Origin of the sequence: Parabacteroides sp. D25, assembly GCF_000307475.1 — a bacterium.
Taxonomy (GTDB): domain Bacteria; phylum Bacteroidota; class Bacteroidia; order Bacteroidales; family Tannerellaceae; genus Parabacteroides; species Parabacteroides distasonis.
The window spans coordinates 431,284-456,354 of the sequence record NZ_JH976500.1; the positions used below are offsets into that span (position 1 = coordinate 431,284).

The following is a 25,071-nucleotide window of genomic DNA, read 5'->3' on the forward strand; positions in this document are numbered from 1 at the left end:
CTTTGCTTCATCAGAGTTTATTTGATTTTGATTAAAAGAATAAAACGTTATATATATGGATGTGAAAAATGATTTGGGTGGAGGAAAGCCCACGTTGCTAATCGCGGAGGATGAGGAAAGTAATTATTTACTTCTGAAGACCATTTTACATAAATATTGTAATTTGATCCGTGCTAAAACTGGTTTGGAAGCTTTGGCTCTCTTTAAGGAAAACGAGGTGGACTTGATCTTGATGGATATAAAGATGCCTGAGATGACGGGTATCGAGTCCTTGAAGGAAATCCGTAAGCTATCGAAAGATATCCCCGTAATCATGCAGTCGGCTTATGTATTCGACTCTGATATGGAAGCCGCTAAAGAAGCCGGGGCTTCCGGTTTTATCACGAAGCCGATCAATCTAAAGGTATTGAAAAATACGATATCGCAGTATTGTCCGTCAATCGTATGGTAAGGATTTATTAAGATGTTTTAGATTTGTATAAACGGCATTTTGCCGTATTTTTTGTTATTTTTGTAGAAAATCGTCAAGAGGACGCTTTACAAATGTATTCTAATCTACAAAAATGACATGCTTATGATAAAAAAAGAACATCTTGTATCCGACATTTCTAAACTGAAAAAAGTATATAACCAGAGCTTCCCTTGGTTGGTGACCTTAGCGGAAGAAAGTGAGAACGCAAAGTATTTTAAGGATGCTTTGCGTTCTCTTATTTTATCCTGGCTCACGGAAAAGGAAAGTACCCAAGAAAACGTAGGAATGGCGGTGGCGAGGCGTATCCTTCTTTTGATTGAGCATGATGATACTTTCGTGGACGAGCTGTCTACGGGCGAGCGTCTTCCGGTGCGGACGGTCACTTATCTTTGGCAGTTCCTGACCGGCCATTTGGAAAATGAGGTCTCTCCTGATTTATTTATCGACCTATACCATCAGTTTGATTTATTGGAACATCCGGTTGAGATCCTGCCGGACCGGGCATTGGTGAAAAGGCAGATGAGCCGCTGGCCGACCGGGCTTGACCCGGAGGTGATCGCTATCCGTGAGAGGAACAAGGAGCGTATCATCGCTTGCTTGATCAAGAAGATAGAAAGACGCCATAGCCCTTCGTCACGTTTCCAGTTCGCCGAGGGCATCTCCTATGAGGAGAAAGAGGCTCGGGTACGTGAATGGTGGAATACCGCTCGTTTCCATTTGTCGATGGCGATCAAGAGTCCTACGGAATTGAACTTCTTTTTGGGATATTCCCTGTCGGACGAGACGATGAGCTTATTGGCCCGTGCCAAAAAGAAGGGGATGCCCTTTTTTGTGACTCCTTATTATCTTTCCCTATTAAATATAGAACATGAGGGGTATGACGACGCTACGGTGCGATCGTACATCATGTACTCGAACGAGCTGGTAGATACGTATGGAAGCATTAAGGCGTGGGAAAAGGAAGACATGGTCGTTGCCGATGAGCCGAACGCGGCGGGTTGGCTATTGCCGGAGGGACATAATATACACCGGAGGTATCCGGAGGTGGCGATCTTGATCCCCGATTCGATGGGGCGTGCCTGCGGTGGATTGTGCGCTTCTTGCCAGCGCATGTATGATTTCCAGAGCGAGCGGTTGAATTTCGATTTCGAGGCCCTGAAGCCTAAGGAGAGTTGGGACCGGAAGTTACGTCGTCTGATGCGTTATTTCGAGGAAGACGCCCAACTGAGGGATATCTTGATAACGGGCGGGGATGCCTTGATGAGCCAGAACGCTACCTTGCGTAAAATATTGGAGGCGGTATATAAGATGGCGGTGCGGAAACGGAAGGCGAACGAGAGCCGTCCGGAGGGCGAGAAGTACGCCGAGTTACAACGGGTACGGCTAGGTTCCCGGTTGCTGGCTTATCTTCCGCTGCGTGTGACCGACGAGTTGGTCGGTATATTGAGGGAGTTCAAGGAGAAGGCTTCCGCTATCGGCGTGAGCCAGTTCTATATACAAACGCATTTCCAGTCTCCACTGGAGGTGACACCGGAGGCGAGGCACGCTATCGAGGCGATCTTGGCGGCGGGCTGGACGATCACGAATCAGTTGGTTTATACGGTCTCGGCTTCCCGTAGGGGGCATACGGCGAAATTACGGCAGACCTTAAACGCCCTTGGGGTGGTTTGCTATTATACGTTCTCCGTGAAGGGATTCCGGGAGAATTATGCGGTTTATACCCCGAATAGCCGCTCGTTGCAAGAGGCTCGTGAGGAGAAGATCTTCGGGCAGGTGCCGGAGGAGAAACAGGCGGAGTTGTATGATATGATCCGTAACCAGCGTCCTTTAGGCAAGTGCTTGGTTCGTTTCCTGAAGGAGAACGGGTTGCTGTTCGCCGGGACGGATCGTAACGTGTTGAACTTGCCCGCTATTGGTAAGAGCATGACTTTCCATACCATTGGACTGACTTCCGAGGGAAAGCGGATTCTTAAGTTCGATCACGACGGGAGCCGTCGGCATAGCCCGATTATCGATCAAATGGGTGAGGCCTATATCGTGGAGAATAAATCCGTGGCCGCTTACCTTAGGCAATTGAAGGAGATAGGCGAGGATGTCAATGAGTACCGTACGATCTGGAATTATTGCGAGGGAGAGACCGAGCCTCGTTTCAGTATTTATGAATACCCGGCTTATCCCTTTAAGGCCACGGACCGAATGACTAATCTTGAATTATGAATTCTATCCTCATGTGTTTGCCTTGGTTTCGTATATTTTGCTTAATTTTGTTTCATTGAATTTAGAAGGATATGATACAGAACGAAAGAGAAATCAGGCATGAGCTTGTGTTACAGGCCGCACGCCGTATGATGACAGCCGCTCGCACGGCTCCTAAAGGCAAGGGTATTGATATCATAGAGATAGCGATGGTGACGGATGGGGATATCTTGCGCCTATCCGATGAGATGATCCGGATAGCGGCCGAGACCGGATTCAAGTTCCTGCTCCGTGACGCCGAGAATATAAAGAGTGCCGACGCCGTGGTGATTATCGGTACCTCCCAGAAAATACAAGGCTTGAACTGCGCCCATTGCGGTTTTGATACCTGCGTGGAGAAGCCGGATTTGGTTCCGTGCGCTATTAATTCCGTCGATCTGGGTATCGCAATCGGCTCGGCTTGCGCTACGGCGGCGGACTTGCGTGTGGATACCCGTGTCATGTTCAGCGCCGGCTTGGCGGCCCAGCGATTGGGGCTGTTGGGAGACTGTAAATGCGTGATGGCGATACCGGTCAGCGCCTCGTCGAAGAACCCGTTTTTTGATCGTAAACCGAAAGAAGAACCGAAAAACTAGAAACAAATGAGTGACTCTATTCTAAAATTCGCGAATAAGCTGGAGATACGTTATTCCTTTAATAATAAATCCAATTATATGGATGCCATGACCAAGCACCGGTGTGAGAAGGAGATTCTTACGCTGATACGTTCCTTGGCGGATATGCTGGACGTGAAGCTGACGGTTTACAACGAGCCTTACGATAAGGAGGGTGGTTTCCGTGAGAAGCTGGGCGTGGCCGGGGAGAGTAGCCGCTCTATCTCTATCGTGTTGAACTTGGTGATGCAGATATTGACCCGTCCCTCCTTGTCGGTGGGTGGACAACCGCTGATGGACCGTACGCCGGCGGACGAGGAGGAGATGCAGCGTGAGCTGTCCAAGTTACGCCGTGAACTACGACTGAAGACTCCGGGGGCTACGCCTTCACACCGCTTGATCGACCTGTTGAACGCCTCGCCCCGTTTCTGTAAGTGTAAGTCTAATTTCTACGAGGCTTTGAAAGGGTATCCGAAGGTGACGAAAATCTCGGTACGTGAGTTGAACGAGAAGGATCGTAGCCGTTCCGGTTCGCTGGAGGTGAAGCGGGACCAGTTCGATTATTTTATCTTGCGTAGCGACGATCTGCCTACTGTCAAGGATAATAAGGCCACGATAGAGATCATCTCGCCGGTACTGAAAGACAGTAAGTATCGCTGGAAAGGTATTTACAACAAGGGAGGCGAGACAATCGATTTCTATATGCAAGATGAGGATTTCAAGAAACAGATGTTCGAGGACAAGATCTCGTTCACGAGCGGCATGTGCATCGATTGCGTCTTGGAGATCGCTCGCCGTCTGTCGGAGCTAGGAGAGGTGGTCAACGTGAGCTATACCGTGACTACGGTGATACGTACCCGTTTCGATAAGATGGAGATCGTCACCCCTCAAGGCAAGCGGCATCTTCGTAAACTGGAAGCCGCGAAGAAACAGCTTACGCTGGATTTGTTCGGCTAATCCGACTGCCGTATTCCCATCGCTCCCAAGCACTACAGTGTTTCTACTTGAACACGGTAGTATTCATCAGCGAACACAATAGTATTCAATCTCGGACACAATAGTCTTTTTGCTTTGAATACTATTGTGTTTTTTCGTAAGGACGGGCAGTCTATACGAGTGTATATTTCCTCGGATAATTGAATGCGATCGCCAATAAGGCGCCTGCTCCCAATAGATATGGGTAGTAAAGATATTGCATGATCTCGATAGGGGAGACATGCCCGAGTCCGGCGGCCATCAACATCTGGGCGCCGTAGGGGATGATTCCCTGTATGAAGCAAGAGAAGATATCCAATAGGCTGGCGCTGCGGCGGGGATCTATCTTGAACCGGTCCGCTATATCCTTGGCGATCGGGCCGGCCATGATGAGGGCGATCGTATTGTTGGCCGTGCAAAGGTTGGCGAAGCTCACCAAGGCCGCTATGCTCATCTCGGCCCCCTTGGAGGAATGGATGCGGGAGGTAAGCTTGCGGATGATCCAGTCGATACCCCCGTTATAGCGGATCATCTCCAACATGCCTCCTGCCAGAAGCGTCACGATAATCAGCTCGCCCATATTGGTGATACCTAATCCCATGGAGGCGTTCCAGCCCCAGATATCGAAGCTACCGGTCCACAAACCTACTATACCGGACAGGACGATCCCGATGAATAGCACCAGCATGACATTGATCCCGCAAACGGCGGTTACCAACACCACCAGATAAGGGATCACCTTGACCCATTCGATCGGGGCCGGGGCGTAAGCGTTCTCCACGCCGCTTCCCACCAGCACGTATATCAATCCGGTCAGGATCGCTATCGGGAGGGCGATACGGATATTCACCTTGAACTTATCGGACATCTGGCAACCCTGCGTGCGGGTAGCTACGATGGTCGTATCGGATATGAACGACAGGTTATCGCCGAACATGGCGCCGCTCACCACGACACCTAGCATAAGGGCGTCCGGCATCCCCGTCTTGTCCGCTATACCGACGGCTACCGGGGCCAAGGCCACGATCGTGCCCACCGACGTACCTACCGAGATGGATATGAAACAAGCGGCCAAGAAGATTCCGGCCGCCAACAGGTTACCGGGCAGGATGGACATCGCCAGATTCACGGTAGCGTCTACGGCACCCATCGCCTTGGCGGTCTGCGCGAACGCCCCGGCGAGGATGAAGATCAATACCATCAGCATGATATTGCTATTGGCCGCCCCCCGGCAGAACTGCTCGATACGGTTGCTTAATTTGCCTCCCTTGGAGATCGCTATCGCTACGATCGAGGAGATGACGAAGGCTACCGTTATCGGCATCTTATAGAAATCTCCCGCCACGATAGATATCACCAAATAAGTCAATAAGAATACCACCAGCGGCGTCAATGCCCATGCGTTCGGTCTGCGTTCCAACTCCCCCATTTTCTTATCTCTCCTACATTTAACTGTCAACTGTCAATTCTCAACTGTCAACTCTTAGAAGGAGAACCGCAGCGCTATACGCACGCCCCCCTTCTTGATATTCGGTTGGTCCAGATACGTCAACCGGCGGTAATAATCGATCCGTAATATCTTGAAGATGTTCTCCAGACCTACGCTGGCCTCCAGGTAAGGTGTACGGCCCATCGGCGAGGTTCCCTCGGGGAAGCGGTATAGTCCCGTCGGGTCCAAGGCCGGGTTATTCTTATCGGTCAGTCCTCCGTAGAAACCGCTGAACGATATCACCTCACGCAAACGTAGCCACTTCACGCCGGGAATACGGTTTAAGATCCATCCCTTCATATAATACGTGAAGTAGAACGAAACATACTGGTCGCTTACGAACTCCAGCGCACGCATCATGTTGAAGGCTTGCGGCTGGATCGTGATGGACTGGTTGGTATTCGGCATGATGAGCAAGGGGAAAGGAACCTTGTCCCATACCTTGCCCGCCGTCACCAAGGCGTCGATATGTCCGAAGGAAGAGAGCCAGATCCGTTTCTCGGCGCTGATCTCCGTATGGTTGTAGTTGAAGTCGCTCCCCAACACGTTCTTCAATCCCATCTGATGGGATAGCTTGAATACGGGAGCGTCTTTCGAGAGGTTGAAAAGCGAGTTCTTACCCTCTCGTCCGTTATAGGCACGCTCGCCCGGGGCGAAACGAAGCTGGGTCCCTAGCTCCGTGTTGGTGAAACTCTTTAGGTTCGTCAATGTCCCGTCGGCGTCGTAACGGTCGTAGCGGAGCGTTCCGGCCGCCTCGTTGTTCTCGTTCCGCGCCCAAGTGGTAAGGGTCAGGCCATTCAGCCATTCCTTCTGGTACTGGAGCATGGTCTTGCGGATGTATTGCATCATGGTGACGGGCTCGCCCACCTTCCATGCCACGAACATATTATCCTTGCTGGTGAAGAGGAAGTCCTGACCAGGCGTATATACGTCGTACTCTTGGATCGCAGAGATATTGTTCACCGGGCTTTCTCCCTCGTGATATTTCTTCTTGTTCACGCTATACGTCAGCTTGGCGTTATACTTTAGCTTACGGTCGTTTACGCCATAGGCCAGATAACCGCTACCGAACCAGTGCGGGTTGAGGTTTGCCGTCGTCATACCTCCCACACGCATGCGGAAGCCCTCCAGATGGTTGGCGCTGAACGTGGTATTCATCGGTCCGAAATCGAACTTGCTCTTATCCTTGTCCGCCGTGGTCGGGATATAACCGGTGATCAATATCTCGGCGGTCTTGATGATCACGTTGAAAGCCGGTACCTTGCGAAGTTGCGCCAGCAAGTCGTCCAAGGCGCTCTCTTTCTCTTTCAAGGGGACATGGCGGTTGTGTATCCAGAAGGTGTCGGTCTGGGCGGTGGCTTCGGGCAACTCATGGATCGTGCCGAGAAGGCCGAAGATCGAGTCGGCGTTCTGCACGTCGAACTGATACTTATCGAAATTCCTTAGCTGGTGGGCGTAGAGCTGTTGCGCCCCCTTTACGATATAGAAGTTGACGTAGGTATTCTCGTTGGCGAGCACCCAAGTGCTATCCGGCATCCGCTTGAACTCTTGCTCGATCCGGAGCTTGTCCACCCAGTTGAGGTTGATGTTCGCCGGGGTGTTCAAGAGGAATTTCTTGACGGCGTAATTACCGTCCAGCGTGATGTACAAGCGGCCCGTGAAGCCGTAGCTCTGGCTGTTTACAGGCACGAAGGCGAGATCCACACATTTATCTCCGGCTACGTCCACCGTATCCATGATATAATATTTGTAATAGGAGACGGCCAGCGTGGAAGACAGCGGGCTCACGAAACGGTTCAACAAGATATTGATATTGTTGTCAAAGATATTGACGCCCTTGAATATCTCCTCAAGGTTGGCGGTGATGGCGCCTCCATCGTCCAATGTCTTGTCGATACCCTGCTGGCGCTTGGCCTTGGTGATCGTCTTCTCCGCCTTGGGATGTTTGCGGTAGTATTGGTCGGAGATCGTCTCACGGACGGAGATCGTCAGGATCGGTTTCCCGTTGAACTCCGAGGTATCCAGATAGTTCTTGATAAACTTGAATTTCTTCAGGAACTTATTCTTCTCGAGATTGGGGTTGAAGTCGTCCAGCGACATGCTGAGCTTCTCGTACACCTCGCTTTGGTACTCGTCCTTCGCCTCGATGCGGTTGTCGTTCTTATGCTCTATGACTTTCTTGATCAGTTCCACGGCGGGGTTGTCCTTGCGGGAATATTTCTCACGTTTAGGCTTGACGACTACCTCGGCAATCTCGAACGAGGTAGGCCGGAGGAGCACGTTGAGGGCGTTGTTCTTTTGCCCCGCCTTTAGGTTTACGACCTTATTGTCATATCCAAGCGAGGATACGACCAGCCGGGTAAGCCCTTTGTCATTCTGGAGGCTGAAAGCCCCGTCATCGTCGGTCATCGCCCCGATCGTCGAGTTCTCGAACATGACGGATACGTAGGATAGGGGTTCCCCGCTTACGGAGTCTCTCACGATTCCGGATGCGGAAGTTATGCTCTGGGCGTATAGGACGGAAATGCCGGTCACGAATTGTAACAGGACTAGCAAAGTGATATAGCGAATAGATCTTATCATGTAAATGTCTCGTTATTCCTTCACGGATAATACTGTTGGCAAAGGTATGTTTTTTTCGTGGGAGGGAGGGGGGAGAGGCTATTAATAATCATTAATCAATGGGGCATCCCCTCCTTGGAGGGAGGGGAGCCCCATCATTCTTAAATCTAAAAAACATGAGGGCCTCACGGCTTTATATCTCTGACGGCGATTCGCTATCCGCTTGCTTCTTGGCGGCGGCGGCTTTCACGAGCGCTATGCGTTGGTTGTAGAGGGCGTTGGTCTCGTCGATCAGCGCGTTGAGGCGGCTGATGAAGGTGGCCGTCACCTGAGTGGGCTTCACCACGCTTTGGGCGAAGGCGTAGGTGGTCATCTCGTCGTATTCCTCGTCCATGCGGAGGCGGATTTTCTTGGCGCTCTCCACCGGGAGGTCGGCCCGTGCGTTGGTGCGCTGCTCGGTCAAGGCTGCGTATTGCTGGTTCTTCTCCTTCAGCGCGGCCACTACCTCGGTGAGGGTGATCGCCGCCAGTGCCTCGGGCATGCCCTCCTTGGCTAGGTCGGTCAGCAAGCCCTCGATGGCGGCCGTCTCCTGCAAGTTGGCGAGGCGTGCGGCGCCGATGTAGGGTTTCACGGCGAGGTATAGCTTCTCGGCGGCCGTGCGTTGCGCCGCCAGCGGGCTTTTCATCATTTGCGATACGGTGGAGGTGATGAAGGTGAGCAGGTCGTCTCGCTCCTTGTCGATGGCGGACATCTGCGCGGTTTCCTCGCTGGCGGAGGATTGGTTGACGGCGTCGGTCAGCAGCTTGAAGTCGCTGTCGAAGGCCGTGCGCAGCTCGGCGGGGATGCCCAGCGGGTCGTTCGGGTCGAAGCTGATCTCGTCGGGAGATTCGGAATCGCCGCCGTCACCTGCGATCAGGCTCCCGTAGCGGGCCATGAAGGTCCGGTACTCGGCGTTGTTTAATTTTGCGATGTTAATGTCTTTTACTTTTGTAATCTTTCCCATTTTCTTATTGATTTAGATCCATGATCTGTTTAACACTGGCTAAAGGTACGACAAATCGATTGATATAGCTCTGGGAACCGCCGTGTTTTTCGCGGATTCGACCTCGCGGCAGGTGAAAAGTCGAATCTTGCGAAAATACGGGGCTTACATCGGGTGCGAAACGGAATCTTAGGGAAATATTCCACCTTGCGGCAGGTGCGTGGTGGAATTCGCGAAAAATGCGGGGGGTGCATCGGGTGCGAGGTCGAATCTTGGAGAAATGCGGCATCTCGCGGCAGGCGCGTGGTGGAATTCGCGAAAAATGCGGGGGGTACATCGGGCGCGAGGCCGAATCTTGGAGAAATGCGGTATCCCGCGGCAGGTGCGCGGTGGAATCTTTAGAAAATGCGAGGCCCAACCTTGGTGGCCGGGCCTCGCGATAAATCATTTCTTCTTGATCACGATGATACGCGTGCCGCCCTCGGGCTGTACCAGATCCCCGATCTGCTTGCCATTGTCATCTAACGTAGGAACCAAGAACGGATAATATTCCGGGTTGTAATACTGCTTCGTGCTTAGGGAGCCTTCTCGGGGAGACATGGAATAGGCGAGCTCGCCGTTGACCCATATCTGGTCTATAAGGAATATGCCGTCGGCGATGTACATTTGTGATTTTATCTCATCCTCGCTTCCGTTTGGGTACTGAACGTATATATAGGAGACATCCTGATTCTCTTCTGTTTTGTTAAAAGGGAACGGGAGGTAATAGTATCCTTTCGTGTTCTTTTTTACCCTTCCGTCTCTTTCATAGTCCTCGTAGGGTGGATAGATCATGTTCCACTCTTTCTGTGTACCTCCCTCGTTCGTGTATTGAGGCACGAATTGGCAGAGGGTCTTTTTGCCCGCGTTAAGGTACATGACGAGGATGCCTTTCGTATATTCTTCTCCAAGGAAGCTGGGGGATTCCGGGTTCAAGAGATCGTTCAGCTCCGGGTCTGTCAGCACGATCTGCATGCCTACCTCGTTAAGACCGGGCCCGTCTGGATATACTTTTTCTTCCGATTCGCAAGCGCAGAGGCCGGCTAGCGCTACGCAGTATAAAAGGAATATATTTCTCATAGGATTTGAAGTTTTAAATTGATTAATAAACATAGCTAATCATCCGTACATTTCGATCGTATGGGCTTGTGTTAGATGATGGCGTAAAAATACCGCTGTTAAACCAAGTGTTATCGTTTTCATTACCCCCTCCCCAATCATACCGTACGGTCTGAAAGGAGGTGATGGAAGAACTACCGGAGGCTTCAAACACTCTCCCGTTATATGTAATGGTATAAATATCGGTACTGGTGGTTCTCGTGTTCCGTACTCCGTCAATAATCCAAGCATGACCGTCACCGCTAGCTCTTGTTCCTCTTATATATGTAGGGCCATAGCTTAACGCTCTCCAAGCCCTGTCAAATGTATAATCTTGAGCGGATCCGGCGGTATAGCCGTTATTGTTTAGGAAGTCTCTGGCTTTGGATATATTGCTACTTGTCCCGGTCGCATCATATCCTGTGTTCATCGTATTAAACAAATCAAGCATAAGGCGCTTTAGCTCTACGGAGGTGTCTAAATTCGCGATCATCGTAGGCCACATCGCCGCCGTGATATAATTGCTGTAGGGCTTTTGGTGATATGCCATGATTTGCGAGACGGCTACCATAGCACAACCCGTATAGGCTCTTTGCGTATAATCGGGAGGAAGCAATGGCAATAAATCGTTGAACGGACTTCCTTGATGCCATCCTGCGTGAACTTGCTTGATCCTTTCGGTGACTTCGTTTTTCACGTCTGTCCGGTCATAACTCCAAGGGCTATTCGGGTCGTCGGGGTCAAAAGGTGGGAGTGCTTTGGTGATTACCTTGCCTTTATTTGCCGCTTTAATCTTTTGGTTCGCCGAAGAGGCAAGACTTTCTATGTCTAATTCTTTTTGGGTTTGCCCCTCCACATACAAATCGACTAGCTCTAGGCAGTATTTCAAGCTCTTGTTAAACGAGGTGTCCGATATAGACCCGTTTTCTGAGTAACAAAGTAGCTTGTCTACACGTTCATCTGCCGATAATAGGGAGAATCCCGTTCCTTTGTCGTTTTCGAATATAACTTCGTAGTATAGGTTTCTCCCGTTTTTCTTGTTCTTCTTCAATGAGAGGGCTTTTACTTTTACGGCTTTCTCCTTGTGGATGGTCTTAGCGTAGCTCTCGAAGTTCTTTTTCGCTTCTTTTTCCGAGATATCGTATGAACCTTTCTGTTTTACGGAAAGGGCGATTTGCTCGGAGGCGGTTAAGACCAACTCCTTGTCATTGTTTGTCGCCGCGTTTAACGCTTGGGTGCCAGCATCTATAAGATCTTCACCTTGTGAACATCCCGTCATGATTATTAAAGTAACGCCGATAATAATCGTACTCAGTAAAGTATTCGTTGCTTTCATATGAGATTGGATTTAGAGATTAGCATGAGAAAAGAGTGATTATCAACCTTTGTTGATCTTGAGAAGGAACTCCGAAGAGACGGGACCATTTATTCTTTGAATAGAATAGGTAAATGTTGAGTCATAAAGGTCTGGATTAAATCGGACAAAAACAAATTCTGTAATCAGAATCTTGTATGAAATCTCGTTATTATTCATTTGTCGCGGCCCTCTTGAAACAACAAAGGCCTTGCCGGGGTAGCAAGGCCCATCGCGAGGGATGAGATGCGGCTCGCCGCGTCTCTACAACGCCTCCTTGTTCCACTTGTTCAGCGGATTCTTCCCCTCGGGAGTATAGAGCTGGGCGATACGGGCGGCGTAGGCTTTCTCTACCTTGCCCCGGACGATCTTCATGGTGCTGTTTACCATGCCGTTTTGCTCGGTAAAAGGCTCGGGGAGGATGGCGAAGGTGGTCGGCAACCAACGATCCGGGAATAGGGTGGACAGGTCGCCTCCCTTGCGGAAACGGTCGATCTGGCGCTGGATGATACGGATGGCCTCTTCCCGGCCTTGATCGCTCGTGAGGTCCAGATTCTGGTGGGCCAGATGCTTCCTCAACCGTTCTTTGTTAGGGACCAACAGGGCGGTCGTGTACGGACTCTGGTTATTGTACAGGATCAGCTGGTCGATGCAAGAGGAATGCTCTACCAAGGCTTCCTCTATACCCTCCGGACTGTATTTCTCCCCGTCGCTTCCGATCAGCAGGCTCTTGAAACGCCCCAACACATAAAGAAGCCCGTCACGCATATATCCCATATCCCCGGTGTACAGCCAACCCTCCTTTACGGTATCGGCCGTCGATGCCGGGTTCTTCCAGTAGCCGGCCATCACGTTCTCTCCCCGGATGACGATCTCGCCTTTCTCCCCCGGAGGAAGTACGTTGCCGTCCATGTCGCAGATCTTTAGGTCGAGGGGCCGTACCAATACACCGCTACTGCCGAAGGTATGGCGGCGGGGGCCGTTGGTCGAGATGATCGGTGTCGCCTCGCTCAGCCCGTATCCTTGGTACATCGGGATTCCCAAGGCGTAATAGAACTTCTGCAAGTCCTTATCCAGCAAGGCGCCCCCTCCGATAAAGAACTTCAGCTCGCCCCCGAAGTTCTCACGGACTTTCGCGAACAATAGCTTGTCGAACAAACGGACCAGTGGCTTCAAGAGGACGCGGAAACCTTTTCCTTCCTCCTCGTCGCTATCCCCGTTATAGATATAACCGATCCGTAAGGCTAGGTTGAAAAGGCGGGCGGCGTTCTTGCCTCGCGCTCGGATACCTTGCTCGATATTCTTCTTGAAGTTCTTCGCCAAGGCGGGGACGCTCAGTATCAGGTACGGCTTGAACTCCTTTATATTGATAGGGATATTCTTCAAGGTCTCCATACCGGTACGCCCTACCTGCACGGTAGCTACCGAGGCTCCCTTCGACATGAAGATGTAGAATCCTACCACGTGGGCGAAGCAATGGTCCAACGGGAGGATCACCAACGTACGCCACGTATCGTCTATATCCACGCAAGTGAGCGCTTGCTCCACGTTCGCCGTATAGTTACGGTGGGTGAGGATCACGCCTTTCGGATCGGCGGTCGTGCCGGAGGTATAGGTGATGGTGGCGTAATCATCGTTGCCCAGCGATTGCCCGATCGCCAAGAACTCCTCTAGCGGATGAATACCCAGATAGACCTTCCCCATCCGGCGTATCTCGGACAGCGACATCTCACGGTCTTGGTATTCCGCTTGCTCGTCGAGTACGATGATCTTCCGTACGGCGGGGAGCTTATCCTTGATCGCCCGGATTTTCTTGAGTTGCTGGCCCGATACCATGATATATTTCACGTCGGCGTGGACGAGGCGGAATAAGAGGTCATTCGCCTCCTCCAGCTTGATGGATAGGGGGACATTGGTGGCCCCGGCGTAAAACATGGCCAGCTCTCCGATGATCCATGCGTTGCGGCCCTCGCTCAGCAAAGCCATGTTATCCCCTTTCCGCACGCCCAGCGATACGAGGCCTGCGCCTTCCTCATAGACGAGGTCGCGAACCTTGGAGTAAGTGGTTGGCTCGAATCGCTTGCCCGTCTTCTCCCATAAAAAAGGATTACCGGGGAAGCGCTTCACTGAACTCTCAAAAAGGTCTATAATCGTTTTCTTTTCCATATCTTTTCGTGTTTGTAAGAGGATGTGTCAAAAGTCGGTTGAGTTTATTTTTTCCATCTCTTGCAGGTAGCCGCATGCCGCTTCCACCGTAGGGACGTTCTTGATCACGATACTTCGCTTGCCGTTCTGCTCCCGGAGGTTACACTCACGGGGATGCTTTTGGATGAAGCCCAGCAGCTTGCCGAACGCCTCGCTTTGGTAATACGGGCTATCCGGGTTATTCACCAAGAAGAGGCTCATCTGCCCTTTCTTCAGGACCACTTTCTCCATGCCCAGTTTCTTGGCCATGCGGCGGAGGCGCACGATCCGGATCAACTCCTTGCCCTCCTTCGGTATCTTGCCGAAGCGGTCTTTCAAGCGCTCCGTAAAGGCGAGGATGTCACGTTCCTCCTCCATATTATCCAACTCCCGGTATAGGGAGATACGCTCCGAGTCGTTGGGAATGTAGGTGGGAGGGAACATCAATTCAAGGTCGCTCTCGATATAGGTCTCCCGGACGTATTCGCTGCCCGTATCCCGGTGCCCTTCGGCATTATCGGCGTAAAGATCGGCGAATTCCTCGCTTTTCAATTCGTCTACCGCCTCTTCCAAAATCTTCTGGTACGTCTCATAGCCTAGGTCGGCGATGAAACCGCTTTGCTCGGCGCCTAGCATATTCCCGGCTCCCCGGATGTCGAGGTCTTGCATGGCGATATGGATACCGCTACCCAGCTCGGAGAAGTTCTCGATCGCTTGCAACCTGCGCCGTGCCTCCTGCGTCAGCGAGGTGAGGGGCGGGGAAAGGAGGTAGCAGAAGGCTTTCCGGTTGCTTCGTCCTACACGTCCGCGTAGCTGATGGAGGTCGCTAAGCCCGAATTGCTGGGCGTTGTTGATGATGATCGTATTGGCGTTGGGCACGTCGATGCCGCTCTCCACGATACTGGTGGCTATCAATACGTCATACTCATAATTCACGAAATCGAGGATGATCTTTTCTAGCTTCTCCGGTTCCATCTGCCCGTGCCCCACGGCTACCCGTGCGTCGGGGACTTCTCGCCGTACCAAGGTTTCCATCTCGTAGATGTTCTGGATACGGTTGTTGATGAAGAACACCTGCCCGTTCCGGCTCATCTCGAAATTGATCGCTTCCCGGATAATATCGGGGTTGAAACGCTCCACCTCCGTCTGCACGGGATAACGGTTGGGCGGTGGCGTGGTGATGCTGGAAAGATCCCGGGCCCCCATCAAGGAGAACTGTAGGGTACGGGGGATCGGGGTGGCCGTCATGGTCAAGGTGTCCACGTTCACCTTCAGCTGCCGAAGCTTCTCCTTGACGGATACCCCGAACTTCTGCTCCTCGTCGATGATAAGCAAGCCCAGATCCTTGAAACGTACATCCTTGCCGACGATCCGGTGGGTGCCGATCAAGATATTCACCTCGCCCTCTTTCAGCTCTTTCAAGGTAGCCTTGATTTGCGCGGCCGTACGGGCCCGGCTGATATAATCGATCTTGCAAGGGAAATCCTTCAAGCGCTCACAAAACGTCTGGTAATGCTGGAAAGCCAGTACGGTGGTGGGTACCAACACGGCCACCTGCTTATTGTCCGATACCGCCTTGAATGCCGCGCGGATAGCTACCTCGGTCTTTCCGAAACCAACGTCTCCACAAATCAATCGGTCCATTGGACGGGTACTTTCCATATCCGCCTTGACCTCGGCGATAGCCTTCATCTGGTCCGGCGTGTCCTCATAGATGAAGCTGGCTTCCAGCTCATGCTGCATGAAGCTGTCCGGCGTGTAGGCGAAACCCGTCTCTTGCTTGCGTTTGGAATAGAGGAGGATCAAGTCCCGGGCGATATCCTTCACCTTCGCCTTGGTACGTTCCTTCATCTTTTCCCAAGCGCCTGTGCCGAGCTTGCTCAACTTAGGCGGCTCGCCGCTCTCTTTCCCCTTGTATTTCGATAATTTATGCAGGGAATGGATGCTGACGAATATAATATCGTTATTCTGATAAATCAATTTGATGGCCTCTTGCATCTTACCGTTCACCTCGGTGCGTACCAATCCTCCGAACTGTCCTACGCCATGATCGATATGTACGATATAATCCCCCTGCGAGAACTGGTTCAGCTCCTTGAGCGAAAGGGTGATCTTTCCGCTTCGTGCCTTATCGCTCTTCAAGTTGAACTTGTGGAAGCGGTCGAACAATTGATGATCGGTGAAAAAGCAGATGCGTAGCGTATCATCGGCGAATCCCTCGTGTATCGTGCGGTTTACGGCGGTGAAAGGGATATTGTCGCCCCTATCCTCGAAAATCATCCGGATACGGTTGGCTTGTTTCTCTTGATCGCTCAATATATATAATGTATAGCCCTCGTCGAGGTATTTATGGAACGACTCACTCACCCGGTCGAAATTCTTATGATAGATCGGCTGCGTTTGCGTAGAGAAATGGATGGTAGCGTCCGCCGTTCCCATCGGCCGTGCCCCGAAATGGATGCGACGGAAATCCAAGACCTCCCGTAGGAAGTCCTCCGCTTGGACTAATTTCTTCCGCATCTGGTCGATATCGGCGAAGGATTCCTCATCGGCTACCACCGGATCGTCGTTCCATACGCTTCCGATGCGCTCCTTGCACCATGCGAGATCTCTCGCCGCTATGAAGGTGTTCCGGGGGAGGGAACCTAGCAAGGAAGTACTATCCTTGGCGTTCTTGCTCATCTCCGGGACGATATAGATGCTGTCCAGTTTCTCCTTGCTGAGTTGCGTCTCCACGTCGAACGTACGGATGGTCTCCACCTCGTCGCCGAAAAAGTCGATACGGTAGGGGAACTCGTAGGAGAAAGAGAAAACGTCGAGGATACTGCCCCGGAGGGCGTACTGCCCCGGCTCATATACATAATCGACCTGCTCGAAGCCATACTCGTCCAGCACGTCAGAGACAAACATATTATCCAGCTTCTCGCCCACGCTGATTTTTAAGGTATTCTCCTTCAATACCTCCCGGGCCACGACTCGTTCCGCCAAGGCGTCCGGATACGTGACGATCACGAAAGAGGCGTCCGGGTCTTGCAACCGGCTGAGTACCTCGGTGCGCAGGATCTCGTTCGCCGGATCGACATGCCCGTACTTGATGGCCCTCCGGTAAGCGGATGGGAAGAAGTATACCTCATTGCTGGCGGTAAGCTGCATCAAGTCGTGATAGAAATAGCCGGCTTCCTCTTGGTCGTTCAACACACACACATAGCTTCCCCTTCCTTTCGTAAAAAGAGAGGCGATCGTCATCGCCGGACCCGAGCCATTCAGTCCCTTTAGGAATATATTGCGGGACGTATCGTTTTTCAGTAGGGTGTCCAGCGCCGTCACTTGCGGGTGAGCGGCATATAGTTTCAATAATTCTTGTACTTCCAAAGCGATATCTTGTTTCCGCGAAGGTAACCTTTTTAGGGAAAAAAACAGTATGAATAATGCAGCGATTATTGCCCAGACAATGAACAATGCCGGATTTGACGTACTGCCGATGGAAATGGACTTGTCCTCACGCTCGTCTATTCTGAGCTTGATAGACGAAGCGCAGAAGCATGGAGAAATCTCAATGTTAGTAAATGTCGCCGGAGTATCTGTAAAAAGTCGTACGTGTTTGCCGAAAAACATGTACGACTTTTCAAAAAAACACGTACGTGCTTTTCGAAAATGATAATCGTCTTTTTTAAATGTTAGTATCCAATTGTTTATGTATTCATGTCATTTGCATACTTATTGTATGGAATAGTTTAATAAATTTCCTCTATCTTGATATAAAAATTATCTGTTTGACAGCTACTTATACTTGCCGTATCTTTGCGGTATAAGAAAAACAAAAAGTATAACAAATTAAAAAGTAGTAATTATGAAAACATTAGATTATATCCATTTAGACGCATCAGCGGTAAGTAACGTAGTAGCAAGCCTGAAACAATTATTGGCGGACTACCAAGTATTTTATACGAACCTTCGTGGTTTCCACTGGAATATCAAGGGACACGGTTTCTTCGTTCTTCATGGTAAATTCGAGGATATGTACAACAACGCTGCCGAGAAGGTTGACGAGTTGGCGGAACGTATCCTGATGTTGGGAGGCGAGCCGGAGAACAAGTTCAGCGAGTATTTGAAAGTAGCCCGTGTAAAAGAGGTATCAGGCGTATCCTGCGGTGACGAGGCGTTAAAGAATATTCTTGATACGTATGGTCATTTGATCGGTGAGGAGCGTAAACTTCTTTCCTTGGCATCCGGGGCGGGAGATGAGGCTACGGTCGCTTTGATGAGTGATTATCTGAAAGAACAAGAGAAGTTGGTTTGGATGTTAGTAGCATATTTAACTTGCGATTGCAAGAAGTAAAAAAGGTGATTCATTGCGTTTGGAGAAGGTCGGAAGTGATTCCGGCCTTTTTCTGTTGGTGCCAATAGGGGTTTTTTATTGTTTCATGTCTTATTCATATATATCGTTCGATTATTTTATCAAAATAAAAAGTATATGAAAAGAGTTGTAGTATTTGCGATGGTGTTAATGCTGGGTGTAGTATCGGTACAAGCCCAGTGGTCGGTAGTTCCGGAAGCGGGTATGACAGTGATGAAGGCGGGTCCAATGGTTGATTGGAAACCGAGTTGGAAGATTGGGGTAGGAGTGGAATATCAGTTGAAGCCGGAATTTCTTTCTCTGAAGTCCGGTCTGTATTATACGCAAAGGGGATATAGTAATGACCAATTCCCCGGATATGGATATGGGCATTATTGGTGGACTGTGCCGGGACCTACTTATGATCCGTATGGATATGCGTATGATTACTCAAATAAGGTGACACGAAATTTCTTGCAATTACCGATTATGGCTAATTTATCGTTCAAATTAGCTGAGGATATTCGTTTGAATGTCGGAGTAGGCCCTTATATAGCCGTAAGCGTATTGGATAAAGGAATGTTCGGGGGATGGTCTGTCGCTTCGGAAGAATCCGCTAAGTTTTATACCCACGATCCCTGTGAAGGGCTTCGTGCTTTTGATTGGGGTATAAGTTCCACTGTAGGTGTGGAAATAAAACAATGCTTTATCAATTTTGGCTATGATGTATCGTTAGGTAAAGAGTATAAGGGAGGATCTATCGAGGCGAATTACCATACCTTGGCTCTTACCGCAGGATATAAGTTTAAATTGGGTAAATAGAAACCTAAGTTCTATCGCATGTCTTCCTGTTGATCGTTTAAATATAGATTCTATCTATATGTATATAGGAATTATCTGTTTGACAGCTGTTTATATTTACCATATCTTTGCAGTATAAGAAAACGGAAAGTATAACAATTAAAAAAATAGCAGTATGAAAACATTAGATTATCTTCATTTAGACGCATCAGCGGTAAGTAACGTAGTAGCAAGCTTGAAACAATTATTGGCGGACTACCAAGTATTTTATACGAACCTTCGTGGTTTCCACTGGAATATCAAGGGACACGGTTTCTTCGTTCTTCATGGTAAATTCGAGGATATGTACAACAACGCTGCCGAGAAGGTTGACGAGTTGGCGGAACGTATCCTGATGTTGGGAGGCGAGCCGGAGAACAAGTTCAGCGAGTACCTGAAAGTAGCCCGTGTAAAAGAGGTATCAGGCGTATCCTGTGGTGACGAGGCATTGAAACATATTCTCGATACCTATGGCCTGCTGATTGGTGAGGAACGTAAACTTCTTTCCTTGGCATCGGAGGCGGGCGATGAGGCTACGGTAGCGTTGATGAGTGACTATCTGAAGGAACAAGAAAAATTGGTTTGGATGTTGGCAGCATATTCAACTTGCGATTGCAAGAAGTAAAAAGGTGATTCATTGAGTTTGGAGAAGGCCGGAAGAGATTCCGGCTTTTTTTACTGGAACCATTTCCTCATAATTCCATATAATTTGTCTATCTCGATCGGTTTTGCGATATGTTCGTTCATGCCGGCTTCCAGACTTAGCCGTACATCTTCGGCGAAAGCATTGGCAGACATGGCTATAATGGGCATATCTTTGATATCTTGACGGTCGAGATGACGAATTTGCCTTGTCGCTTCGAGTCCATCCATTACAGGCATCTGTATATCCATGATTATAAAATCGTAATAACCTTCGGGTGAAGCGGCGACTTTATCAACGGCTTCTTGTCCGTCGCAAGCTGTCTCGACTTCTGCATGGGTTTCTTGCAGCAATTCATACGCTATCTCGCGGTTTAGGTCATTGTCTTCCACGACCAGTATCCGTTTGCCGGGAAAAGATATGATATGAGTCGGTGTGATAAGGACTTGCTCGTCTTCCTTTTTGTCTGAGGCAAATTTTTTCATTAAATGGAATAGCTTGGATTTCATGATAGGCTTGCTTATGAAGCCGTTGACGCCAGCTTTTACTGCCTCAAATTCGTAACCGGAATAATCGTATGCTGATATGATGATGATCGGAGTATCTGGTTCCACGTATTCCCTTATTTTTATGGTGGTTTCGATGCCGTTCATGCCGGGCATCATTAAATCTATGATAATAGCAAAGTAAGTGTCTCCGTCGATTACTTTTTGTACGGCCTTTTCACCGGAAAGAACCCATTCCGGTTTCATCCCTAATTCTTGGAGGTTTTCATAAGCGATCTCGCAGGATACCTCATCGTCATCTACTACCAGTACTGGTAGGTCTACCAATATATTATTGTCGTATTCATTCGTACTTCCCAGTTTGACATGAAACCTCATGGTGAATTTGGAGCCTTTTCCATATTCACTTTCCACAAGAATGTCTCCGTTCATTATCTGGGCGATATGGCGGCTGATAGCCATGCCGAGACCAGTCCCTTGGATATTGCGAATGGCCTTGTCATCCGACCGCTCAAAAGGTTCGAATACTTTTTCCAGAAATTCTGGTTTCATTCCTATACCGTTATCCGTTACGGTTATTTCAAACTGGCCGTAACCGTTATAGACAGAAGGTTTCTCTTCTACCGTTAGTTGTATTTGCCCGTCTTCCGGAGTATATTTGATCGCATTTGTAAGCATGTTCAACAATGCTTGCTGTATACGTTGCACGTCACCTATAAGGCATTCGTGTTTTATCTTGGTGACATGTATCTGAAACTTTTGCTTTTTCGCTTCAAAGGCCGGTTGCACCATGACGAATAAACTCTCTAATAGCTCGTTGATCTTGAATGCCTCTTCTGTCAGCATGATCTTATCACTTTCCAGTTTAGACATATCCAGTACCTCATTGATCAGATTTAATAAGAGTTTGGAGGAAATGGTTATTTTCTTTAAGCAATCAGCTATACGCATCTGGTCATCCATGTGCAGGCCAGCTATCGCTGTCATACCGACGATGGCGTTGATAGGAGTGCGGATGTCATGGCTCATCCGGGATAGGAAATCAGTTTTGGCACGGTTGGCGGCATTAGCGCTCTGTAAAGCTTCCTGCAACAGTTTTTTTTGTTTTCTTTCTTCTTTGATTTCCGTTATATCAGTTCGAGTCATTAACCATATGTTCTTTTCCCTGTCGTAATAGCTGAATCGCATTTTCTTTTCCCGGTTTACGCCATTCTCTATCATGGTGCCATATACGATATATTCTCCATGTTTCCGTAGTATCGGTTCTATATGAGCGATCTGTAGTTTCTCAGTCATTTCTTCGTGAAGCTCAGGTGCCATATATTGCCGGTTATATGAGGCGACTACTCCATCATAGTCATAGCTGGCGATAGGAGGGGGACTATAGCTCTCCGAGCCGGAGGTATACATGACATAGCTATTTTTCGAAGCTTCAATATAGATTACGTAATCATATTCTGATCTTACGGCGGTTTCTATAATTTGCGCTTTTCTGAAATCGTTGATATTACGGCTAGATAAAAGGATTCTATCAGGGATACCTTCGTTGTTAACAAGAATATCGATAAAAGTTTCGTGCCATTCAAAACCGAAGTGATCGTTGCAGAAACGTAAGTCAAATGTTTTATGAAAACATCCTTCGGCTATCATTCTAAAGAAAGCTTCAAGCGAAACCGTTTCATCCCATAAACTACGGTCTGGAGAATAGATGTCGTTTCTTAGAATGTTGGCAAGGCTGGTATAATCTTGTTTTGTATTAATTAATTCCGGATTCATTGAATATTTAAGTATATCGACGCTTCCGTCTTCCAAATAGATAGTCCAGATCGTATCCATGAGATATTGATAATTAGCTAATAGCTCGTTTTTATTTAACTTTTCTTTTTTGCTTTCGCTTGTCATGTTTGTATTCTTGCTCGTTTATGAATGCACTTATATCCTTGTGCTTTCAAGGATATTCCGCGAAAGTAGGTAAATAATATGTATATAAGAGATAAAATCATTGTAAATCAAAAAGAATTGATCATTTTCCTTTAAGGCTTTATATGCTCTGCAACATACTTAACACCTTTTTACATATTTCGTGTCTTGTTTAAATTCATCACTGCTATATTTGGTTCAAATCTGAAATGCAATTTCAAATATGGAAAACACGCTGCCAAATATGGAAAAAGTGGATGAGAGCTACAAAGTGCCTAATTTAGAGAAGGGCATAGCGGTTCTTGAGTACCTTTCCTTGCGGTCGGCGGGAGAAACATTGCAAGATATTAAGTCGGCGCTCGATATATCTCAGACTACGGCTTACCGTATTTTGAATACATTGGTGCGGCTGGAATATCTTAATTTTAGTGAAGACACGAAACGCTATAAACTTTCCCGAAAATTATTGACCCTTGGTTTCAGATCCTTGAATGAACACAATCTCTTAGAGACCGTCTTGCCACATTTGCGTGATTTACGTGATCAAGTGAAAGAGACCGCTTGCTTTGGTGTCTTGGGAGATGAGAAAGGGATTTTTATCGAACAAGCGCAAGGACATCATACGTTCCGCTTCGTCCTGTCGCCGGGAAAGCCGTTTGAGTTGCATTGTTCGGCTCCCGGAAAGGCGATTATGGCTTATTTGCCGAAGACGGTGCGAGATCGTTACCTGTCCTACATGACGTTTACACGGTATAATTCCCGGACGATCACTTCTCGTGAGGCCTATCTGGAGGAATTGGAGAAGGTTGGTAAGCTGGGATATGCCATGGATAATGAGGAGGAGCTGAGCGGCGTGATCTGCGTAGGCGCCCCGATCTTTAATTATACGGGATATCCTTGTGGAGCGATTTGGATCTCCGGCCCGAAAGACCGCTTATCGAAAGAGGTGGTGAAAAATACGGTGAAGGTGATCAAGGAGATTGCCGGGGTGATCTCGAACGAACTAGGATTTAGAAAATAAGGAATACAAAATATACCATGAACACACGAAAATACTTGATAAAAAACTCATTGGTGGCTTGTCTTGTCGGCTGTTGCGTTTCTCTCGCTTCAGCCGGCAACCCACCTTTCTTTACTACGGATGCCGTATTGAATGCGAAGGGGGAGCTATTAATGACACAGAAAGGAACGAGACATCTGGATATCTTTTCAGCGGACGGTAAGAGCTTGCTTCATTCGTTTCCGTTTGATGAGATCCCGACCGGATTGCTTCCGGATGGGGATAAGGTGTATGTGACGACCTTCGAGAAGACCGGCCGTTTACAAGTGCTTTCCTTGGAATCGGGTAGGGTGGAAGCGGCTATACCGACGGGATCGGGAGCCTGTCATCCGATGTTCGGGCCGGATAAGAAACATATATATGTATGTAATCAGTTCGATAATTCGGTGGTCGAGATAGATCCGGTGATGCGTAAGGTAGTCCGGAGCGTGAAAGTGTTGCGTGAGCCTAAATCGGCGGTATTCAGCAAGGATGGCAAGTATATGTTTGTTACGAATTTCCTGCCCGCACAACGGGCGGACGTGGATGTGGTGGCCGCTTGCGTATCAGTAATCGAGATGGAGGGGTTTACGAAAGTGAAAGATATCCAATTGGCGAATGGTAGCAATGCCTTACGGGGGATGTGTATCACGCCGGACGGGAAATATATATACGTGTCTCATAACTTGGGACGATTCACGGTGCCTACTTCCCAACTTCAACAAGGTTGGATGAACACGAGCGCTTTCAGCGTGATCGATGTGGCGAAGCGGGAATTCGTTGGGGCGGTATTGGTGGACGAGCCGGATCGTGGCGCTGCCGGTATCTGGAGTATCGCTTGCGATGACAAGCATATCTTTATCACGCATAGCGGAACGCATGAGGTGAGCGTGATCGATCATCCGGCGATGTTGGCGAAGTTTGAGTCTTATAAGGATAAGAGCCGTCTGGATTACGACTTGAATTTCTTGTATGGACTTCGTGAGCGAGTTACCTTACAAGGAAACGGTCCCCGAAATTTTATATTTTCGGGAGATAAGTTGATAATCCCTACTTATTTCGCCGATATCTTGAATACCGTCGATATAAATACATTGGAGGTGACGGCTACCGACATGAATCCGGGGCGTACGGAAACGCCGGAGAACAAGGGCGAGAAATACTTTAACGACGCAAATCATTGCTATCAAGGCTGGCAGAGTTGTAACGGTTGCCATCCGGGGGATGCCCGTACGGACGGGATGAACTGGGACTTGATGAATGATGGAGTTGGTAACTCGAAGAATTGTAAGAGCATGTTGTATTCGCATGTGACTCCCCCAAGCATGATCTCGGGTGTTCGTGAGAGCGCAGAATATGCGGTACGTGCCGGTTTTAAGTTCATTCAGTTTTTTGAGCCAGAAGAGGAAATGGCGAAATGTGTGGACGCTTATATGAAATCCTTGCGTCCGGTGCCTAGCCCGTATTTAGTAAATGGGGAATTATCGGATAAGGCGAAAGAGGGAAGAAAGGTGTTTGAGAAACTGAAATGTGGCGAGTGTCATAGCGGTCCTTATTATACGGATATGAAGATGCACCGTATCGGCGAGGATATAGAATTTGAGAAAGGGTGGGATACACCTACTTTGATCGAGGTCTGGCGTACGGCTCCTTATCTGTTTGATGGGCGTGCGGCTACCATGGAAGAGGTGTTCGAGGTCCATAAGCATGGCATCGATAAAAAGGTTTCCAAGAAAGATATCGAGGCGTTAACGGAATATGTAAACTCCCTGTAAAATAAAAG

The 25,071-nt window shown here is 48.9% G+C and carries 18 protein-coding genes; 10 read left to right on the top strand and 8 right to left on the bottom strand.

The window, feature by feature from the left end; all coding sequences use genetic code 11:
• The first annotated feature begins 55 nt into the window (after nt 1–55).
• The 4 genes from HMPREF0999_RS01680 (at nt 56) to HMPREF0999_RS01695 (ending at nt 4,278) form a co-directional block, all read left to right on the top strand.
• A complete protein-coding gene (locus tag HMPREF0999_RS01680) occupies nt 56–451 on the top strand; it encodes a response regulator (protein ID WP_009275015.1) in 396 nt (131 codons plus the stop codon).
• A gap of 123 nt (nt 452–574) precedes the next feature.
• Complete coding sequence (locus HMPREF0999_RS01685; protein WP_009275016.1) at nt 575–2,689, top strand: KamA family radical SAM protein; 2,115 nt, start codon at nt 575–577, stop codon at nt 2,687–2,689.
• A 71-nt stretch (nt 2,690–2,760) separates the two neighbouring features.
• A complete protein-coding gene (locus tag HMPREF0999_RS01690; RefSeq protein WP_009275017.1) occupies nt 2,761–3,303 on the top strand; it encodes a ferredoxin domain-containing protein in 543 nt (180 codons plus the stop codon).
• 6 nt (nt 3,304–3,309) lie between these two features.
• Nucleotides 3,310–4,278, top strand: a complete 969-nt coding sequence (locus HMPREF0999_RS01695; protein ID WP_009275018.1) for a hypothetical protein — start codon at nt 3,310–3,312, stop codon at nt 4,276–4,278.
• A 151-nt stretch (nt 4,279–4,429) separates the two neighbouring features.
• Here HMPREF0999_RS01695 and HMPREF0999_RS01700 read toward each other — a convergent pair whose 3' ends face one another.
• From HMPREF0999_RS01700 to mfd, 7 genes are all read right to left on the bottom strand, one after another.
• Nucleotides 4,430–5,725: a Na+/H+ antiporter NhaC family protein gene (locus tag HMPREF0999_RS01700; protein ID WP_009275019.1), complete on the bottom strand. Its 1,296-nt coding sequence runs from the start codon at nt 5,723–5,725 to the stop codon at nt 4,430–4,432.
• A gap of 54 nt (nt 5,726–5,779) precedes the next feature.
• A complete protein-coding gene (locus HMPREF0999_RS01705) occupies nt 5,780–8,368 on the bottom strand; it encodes a DUF5686 and carboxypeptidase-like regulatory domain-containing protein (protein ID WP_009275020.1) in 2,589 nt (862 codons plus the stop codon).
• A gap of 172 nt (nt 8,369–8,540) precedes the next feature.
• Nucleotides 8,541–9,350, bottom strand: a complete 810-nt coding sequence (locus tag HMPREF0999_RS01710) for a DUF6261 family protein (protein WP_009275021.1) — start codon at nt 9,348–9,350, stop codon at nt 8,541–8,543.
• 423 nt (nt 9,351–9,773) lie between these two features.
• Nucleotides 9,774–10,448 (bottom strand): hypothetical protein, encoded by a 675-nt coding sequence (locus HMPREF0999_RS01715; RefSeq protein WP_009275023.1) that lies wholly within the window; start codon nt 10,446–10,448, stop codon nt 9,774–9,776.
• Nucleotides 10,449–10,470: 22 nt separating this feature from the next.
• On the bottom strand, nt 10,471–11,802 hold the full coding sequence (locus HMPREF0999_RS01720) for a C10 family peptidase (protein ID WP_009275024.1): 1,332 nt from the start codon (nt 11,800–11,802) through the stop codon (nt 10,471–10,473).
• A gap of 282 nt (nt 11,803–12,084) precedes the next feature.
• The gene (locus tag HMPREF0999_RS01725; protein WP_009275025.1) at nt 12,085–13,986 is read right to left on the bottom strand and encodes an AMP-dependent synthetase/ligase; all 1,902 of its coding nucleotides are present in this window, start codon (nt 13,984–13,986) and stop codon (nt 12,085–12,087) included.
• 27 nt (nt 13,987–14,013) lie between these two features.
• Nucleotides 14,014–17,376 carry a transcription-repair coupling factor gene (gene mfd / locus HMPREF0999_RS01730; RefSeq protein WP_010183423.1) on the bottom strand — a complete coding sequence of 1,121 codons (3,363 nt, stop codon included), beginning with the start codon at nt 17,374–17,376 and terminating at the stop codon, nt 14,014–14,016.
• 49 nt (nt 17,377–17,425) lie between these two features.
• Between mfd and HMPREF0999_RS01735 the strand changes: the two genes are divergently transcribed.
• The 4 genes from HMPREF0999_RS01735 (at nt 17,426) to HMPREF0999_RS01750 (ending at nt 19,805) form a co-directional block, all read left to right on the top strand.
• Nucleotides 17,426–17,662: an SDR family NAD(P)-dependent oxidoreductase gene (locus HMPREF0999_RS01735; RefSeq protein WP_010183421.1), complete on the top strand. Its 237-nt coding sequence runs from the start codon at nt 17,426–17,428 to the stop codon at nt 17,660–17,662.
• Between the two features lie 192 nt (nt 17,663–17,854).
• Nucleotides 17,855–18,343: a Dps family protein gene (locus tag HMPREF0999_RS01740; RefSeq protein ID WP_005857767.1), complete on the top strand. Its 489-nt coding sequence runs from the start codon at nt 17,855–17,857 to the stop codon at nt 18,341–18,343.
• 135 nt (nt 18,344–18,478) lie between these two features.
• Nucleotides 18,479–19,162, top strand: coding sequence for an outer membrane beta-barrel protein (locus HMPREF0999_RS01745; protein WP_005857766.1), 684 nt, complete (start codon nt 18,479–18,481; stop codon nt 19,160–19,162).
• Nucleotides 19,163–19,316: 154 nt separating this feature from the next.
• The gene (locus HMPREF0999_RS01750; protein ID WP_009275027.1) at nt 19,317–19,805 is read left to right on the top strand and encodes a Dps family protein; all 489 of its coding nucleotides are present in this window, start codon (nt 19,317–19,319) and stop codon (nt 19,803–19,805) included.
• A gap of 50 nt (nt 19,806–19,855) precedes the next feature.
• Here HMPREF0999_RS01750 and HMPREF0999_RS01755 read toward each other — a convergent pair whose 3' ends face one another.
• Nucleotides 19,856–22,231, bottom strand: coding sequence for a hybrid sensor histidine kinase/response regulator (locus HMPREF0999_RS01755; protein WP_005857761.1), 2,376 nt, complete (start codon nt 22,229–22,231; stop codon nt 19,856–19,858).
• 241 nt (nt 22,232–22,472) lie between these two features.
• Between HMPREF0999_RS01755 and HMPREF0999_RS01760 the strand changes: the two genes are divergently transcribed.
• The gene (locus tag HMPREF0999_RS01760) at nt 22,473–23,270 is read left to right on the top strand and encodes an IclR family transcriptional regulator (RefSeq protein ID WP_029257197.1); all 798 of its coding nucleotides are present in this window, start codon (nt 22,473–22,475) and stop codon (nt 23,268–23,270) included.
• 17 nt (nt 23,271–23,287) lie between these two features.
• Nucleotides 23,288–25,063 carry a YncE family protein gene (locus HMPREF0999_RS01765; RefSeq protein WP_009275029.1) on the top strand — a complete coding sequence of 592 codons (1,776 nt, stop codon included), beginning with the start codon at nt 23,288–23,290 and terminating at the stop codon, nt 25,061–25,063.
• The last annotated feature ends 8 nt before the right edge of the window (nt 25,064–25,071 follow it).

Bases quoted from the DNA above. Each gene is read 5' to 3' on its own strand.
- HMPREF0999_RS01745 (WP_005857766.1), top strand. From the start codon at position 18,479: ATGAAAAGAGTTGTAGTATTTGCGATGGTGTTAATGCTGGGTGTAGTA.
- HMPREF0999_RS01735 (WP_010183421.1), top strand. From the start codon at position 17,426: ATGAATAATGCAGCGATTATTGCCCAGACAATGAACAATGCCGGATTT.
- HMPREF0999_RS01705 (WP_009275020.1), bottom strand. From the start codon at position 8,368: ATGATAAGATCTATTCGCTATATCACTTTGCTAGTCCTGTTACAATTC.
- HMPREF0999_RS01680 (WP_009275015.1), top strand. From the start codon at position 56: ATGGATGTGAAAAATGATTTGGGTGGAGGAAAGCCCACGTTGCTAATC.
- HMPREF0999_RS01710 (WP_009275021.1), bottom strand. From the start codon at position 9,350: ATGGGAAAGATTACAAAAGTAAAAGACATTAACATCGCAAAATTAAAC.
- HMPREF0999_RS01725 (WP_009275025.1), bottom strand. From the start codon at position 13,986: ATGGAAAAGAAAACGATTATAGACCTTTTTGAGAGTTCAGTGAAGCGC.
- HMPREF0999_RS01760 (WP_029257197.1), top strand. From the start codon at position 22,473: ATGGAAAACACGCTGCCAAATATGGAAAAAGTGGATGAGAGCTACAAA.
- HMPREF0999_RS01740 (WP_005857767.1), top strand. From the start codon at position 17,855: ATGAAAACATTAGATTATATCCATTTAGACGCATCAGCGGTAAGTAAC.
- HMPREF0999_RS01695 (WP_009275018.1), top strand. From the start codon at position 3,310: ATGAGTGACTCTATTCTAAAATTCGCGAATAAGCTGGAGATACGTTAT.
- HMPREF0999_RS01765 (WP_009275029.1), top strand. From the start codon at position 23,288: ATGAACACACGAAAATACTTGATAAAAAACTCATTGGTGGCTTGTCTT.
- HMPREF0999_RS01750 (WP_009275027.1), top strand. From the start codon at position 19,317: ATGAAAACATTAGATTATCTTCATTTAGACGCATCAGCGGTAAGTAAC.
- HMPREF0999_RS01685 (WP_009275016.1), top strand. From the start codon at position 575: ATGATAAAAAAAGAACATCTTGTATCCGACATTTCTAAACTGAAAAAA.
- HMPREF0999_RS01690 (WP_009275017.1), top strand. From the start codon at position 2,761: ATGATACAGAACGAAAGAGAAATCAGGCATGAGCTTGTGTTACAGGCC.
- HMPREF0999_RS01715 (WP_009275023.1), bottom strand. From the start codon at position 10,448: ATGAGAAATATATTCCTTTTATACTGCGTAGCGCTAGCCGGCCTCTGC.
- HMPREF0999_RS01700 (WP_009275019.1), bottom strand. From the start codon at position 5,725: ATGGGGGAGTTGGAACGCAGACCGAACGCATGGGCATTGACGCCGCTG.
- HMPREF0999_RS01755 (WP_005857761.1), bottom strand. From the start codon at position 22,231: ATGACAAGCGAAAGCAAAAAAGAAAAGTTAAATAAAAACGAGCTATTA.
- HMPREF0999_RS01720 (WP_009275024.1), bottom strand. From the start codon at position 11,802: ATGAAAGCAACGAATACTTTACTGAGTACGATTATTATCGGCGTTACT.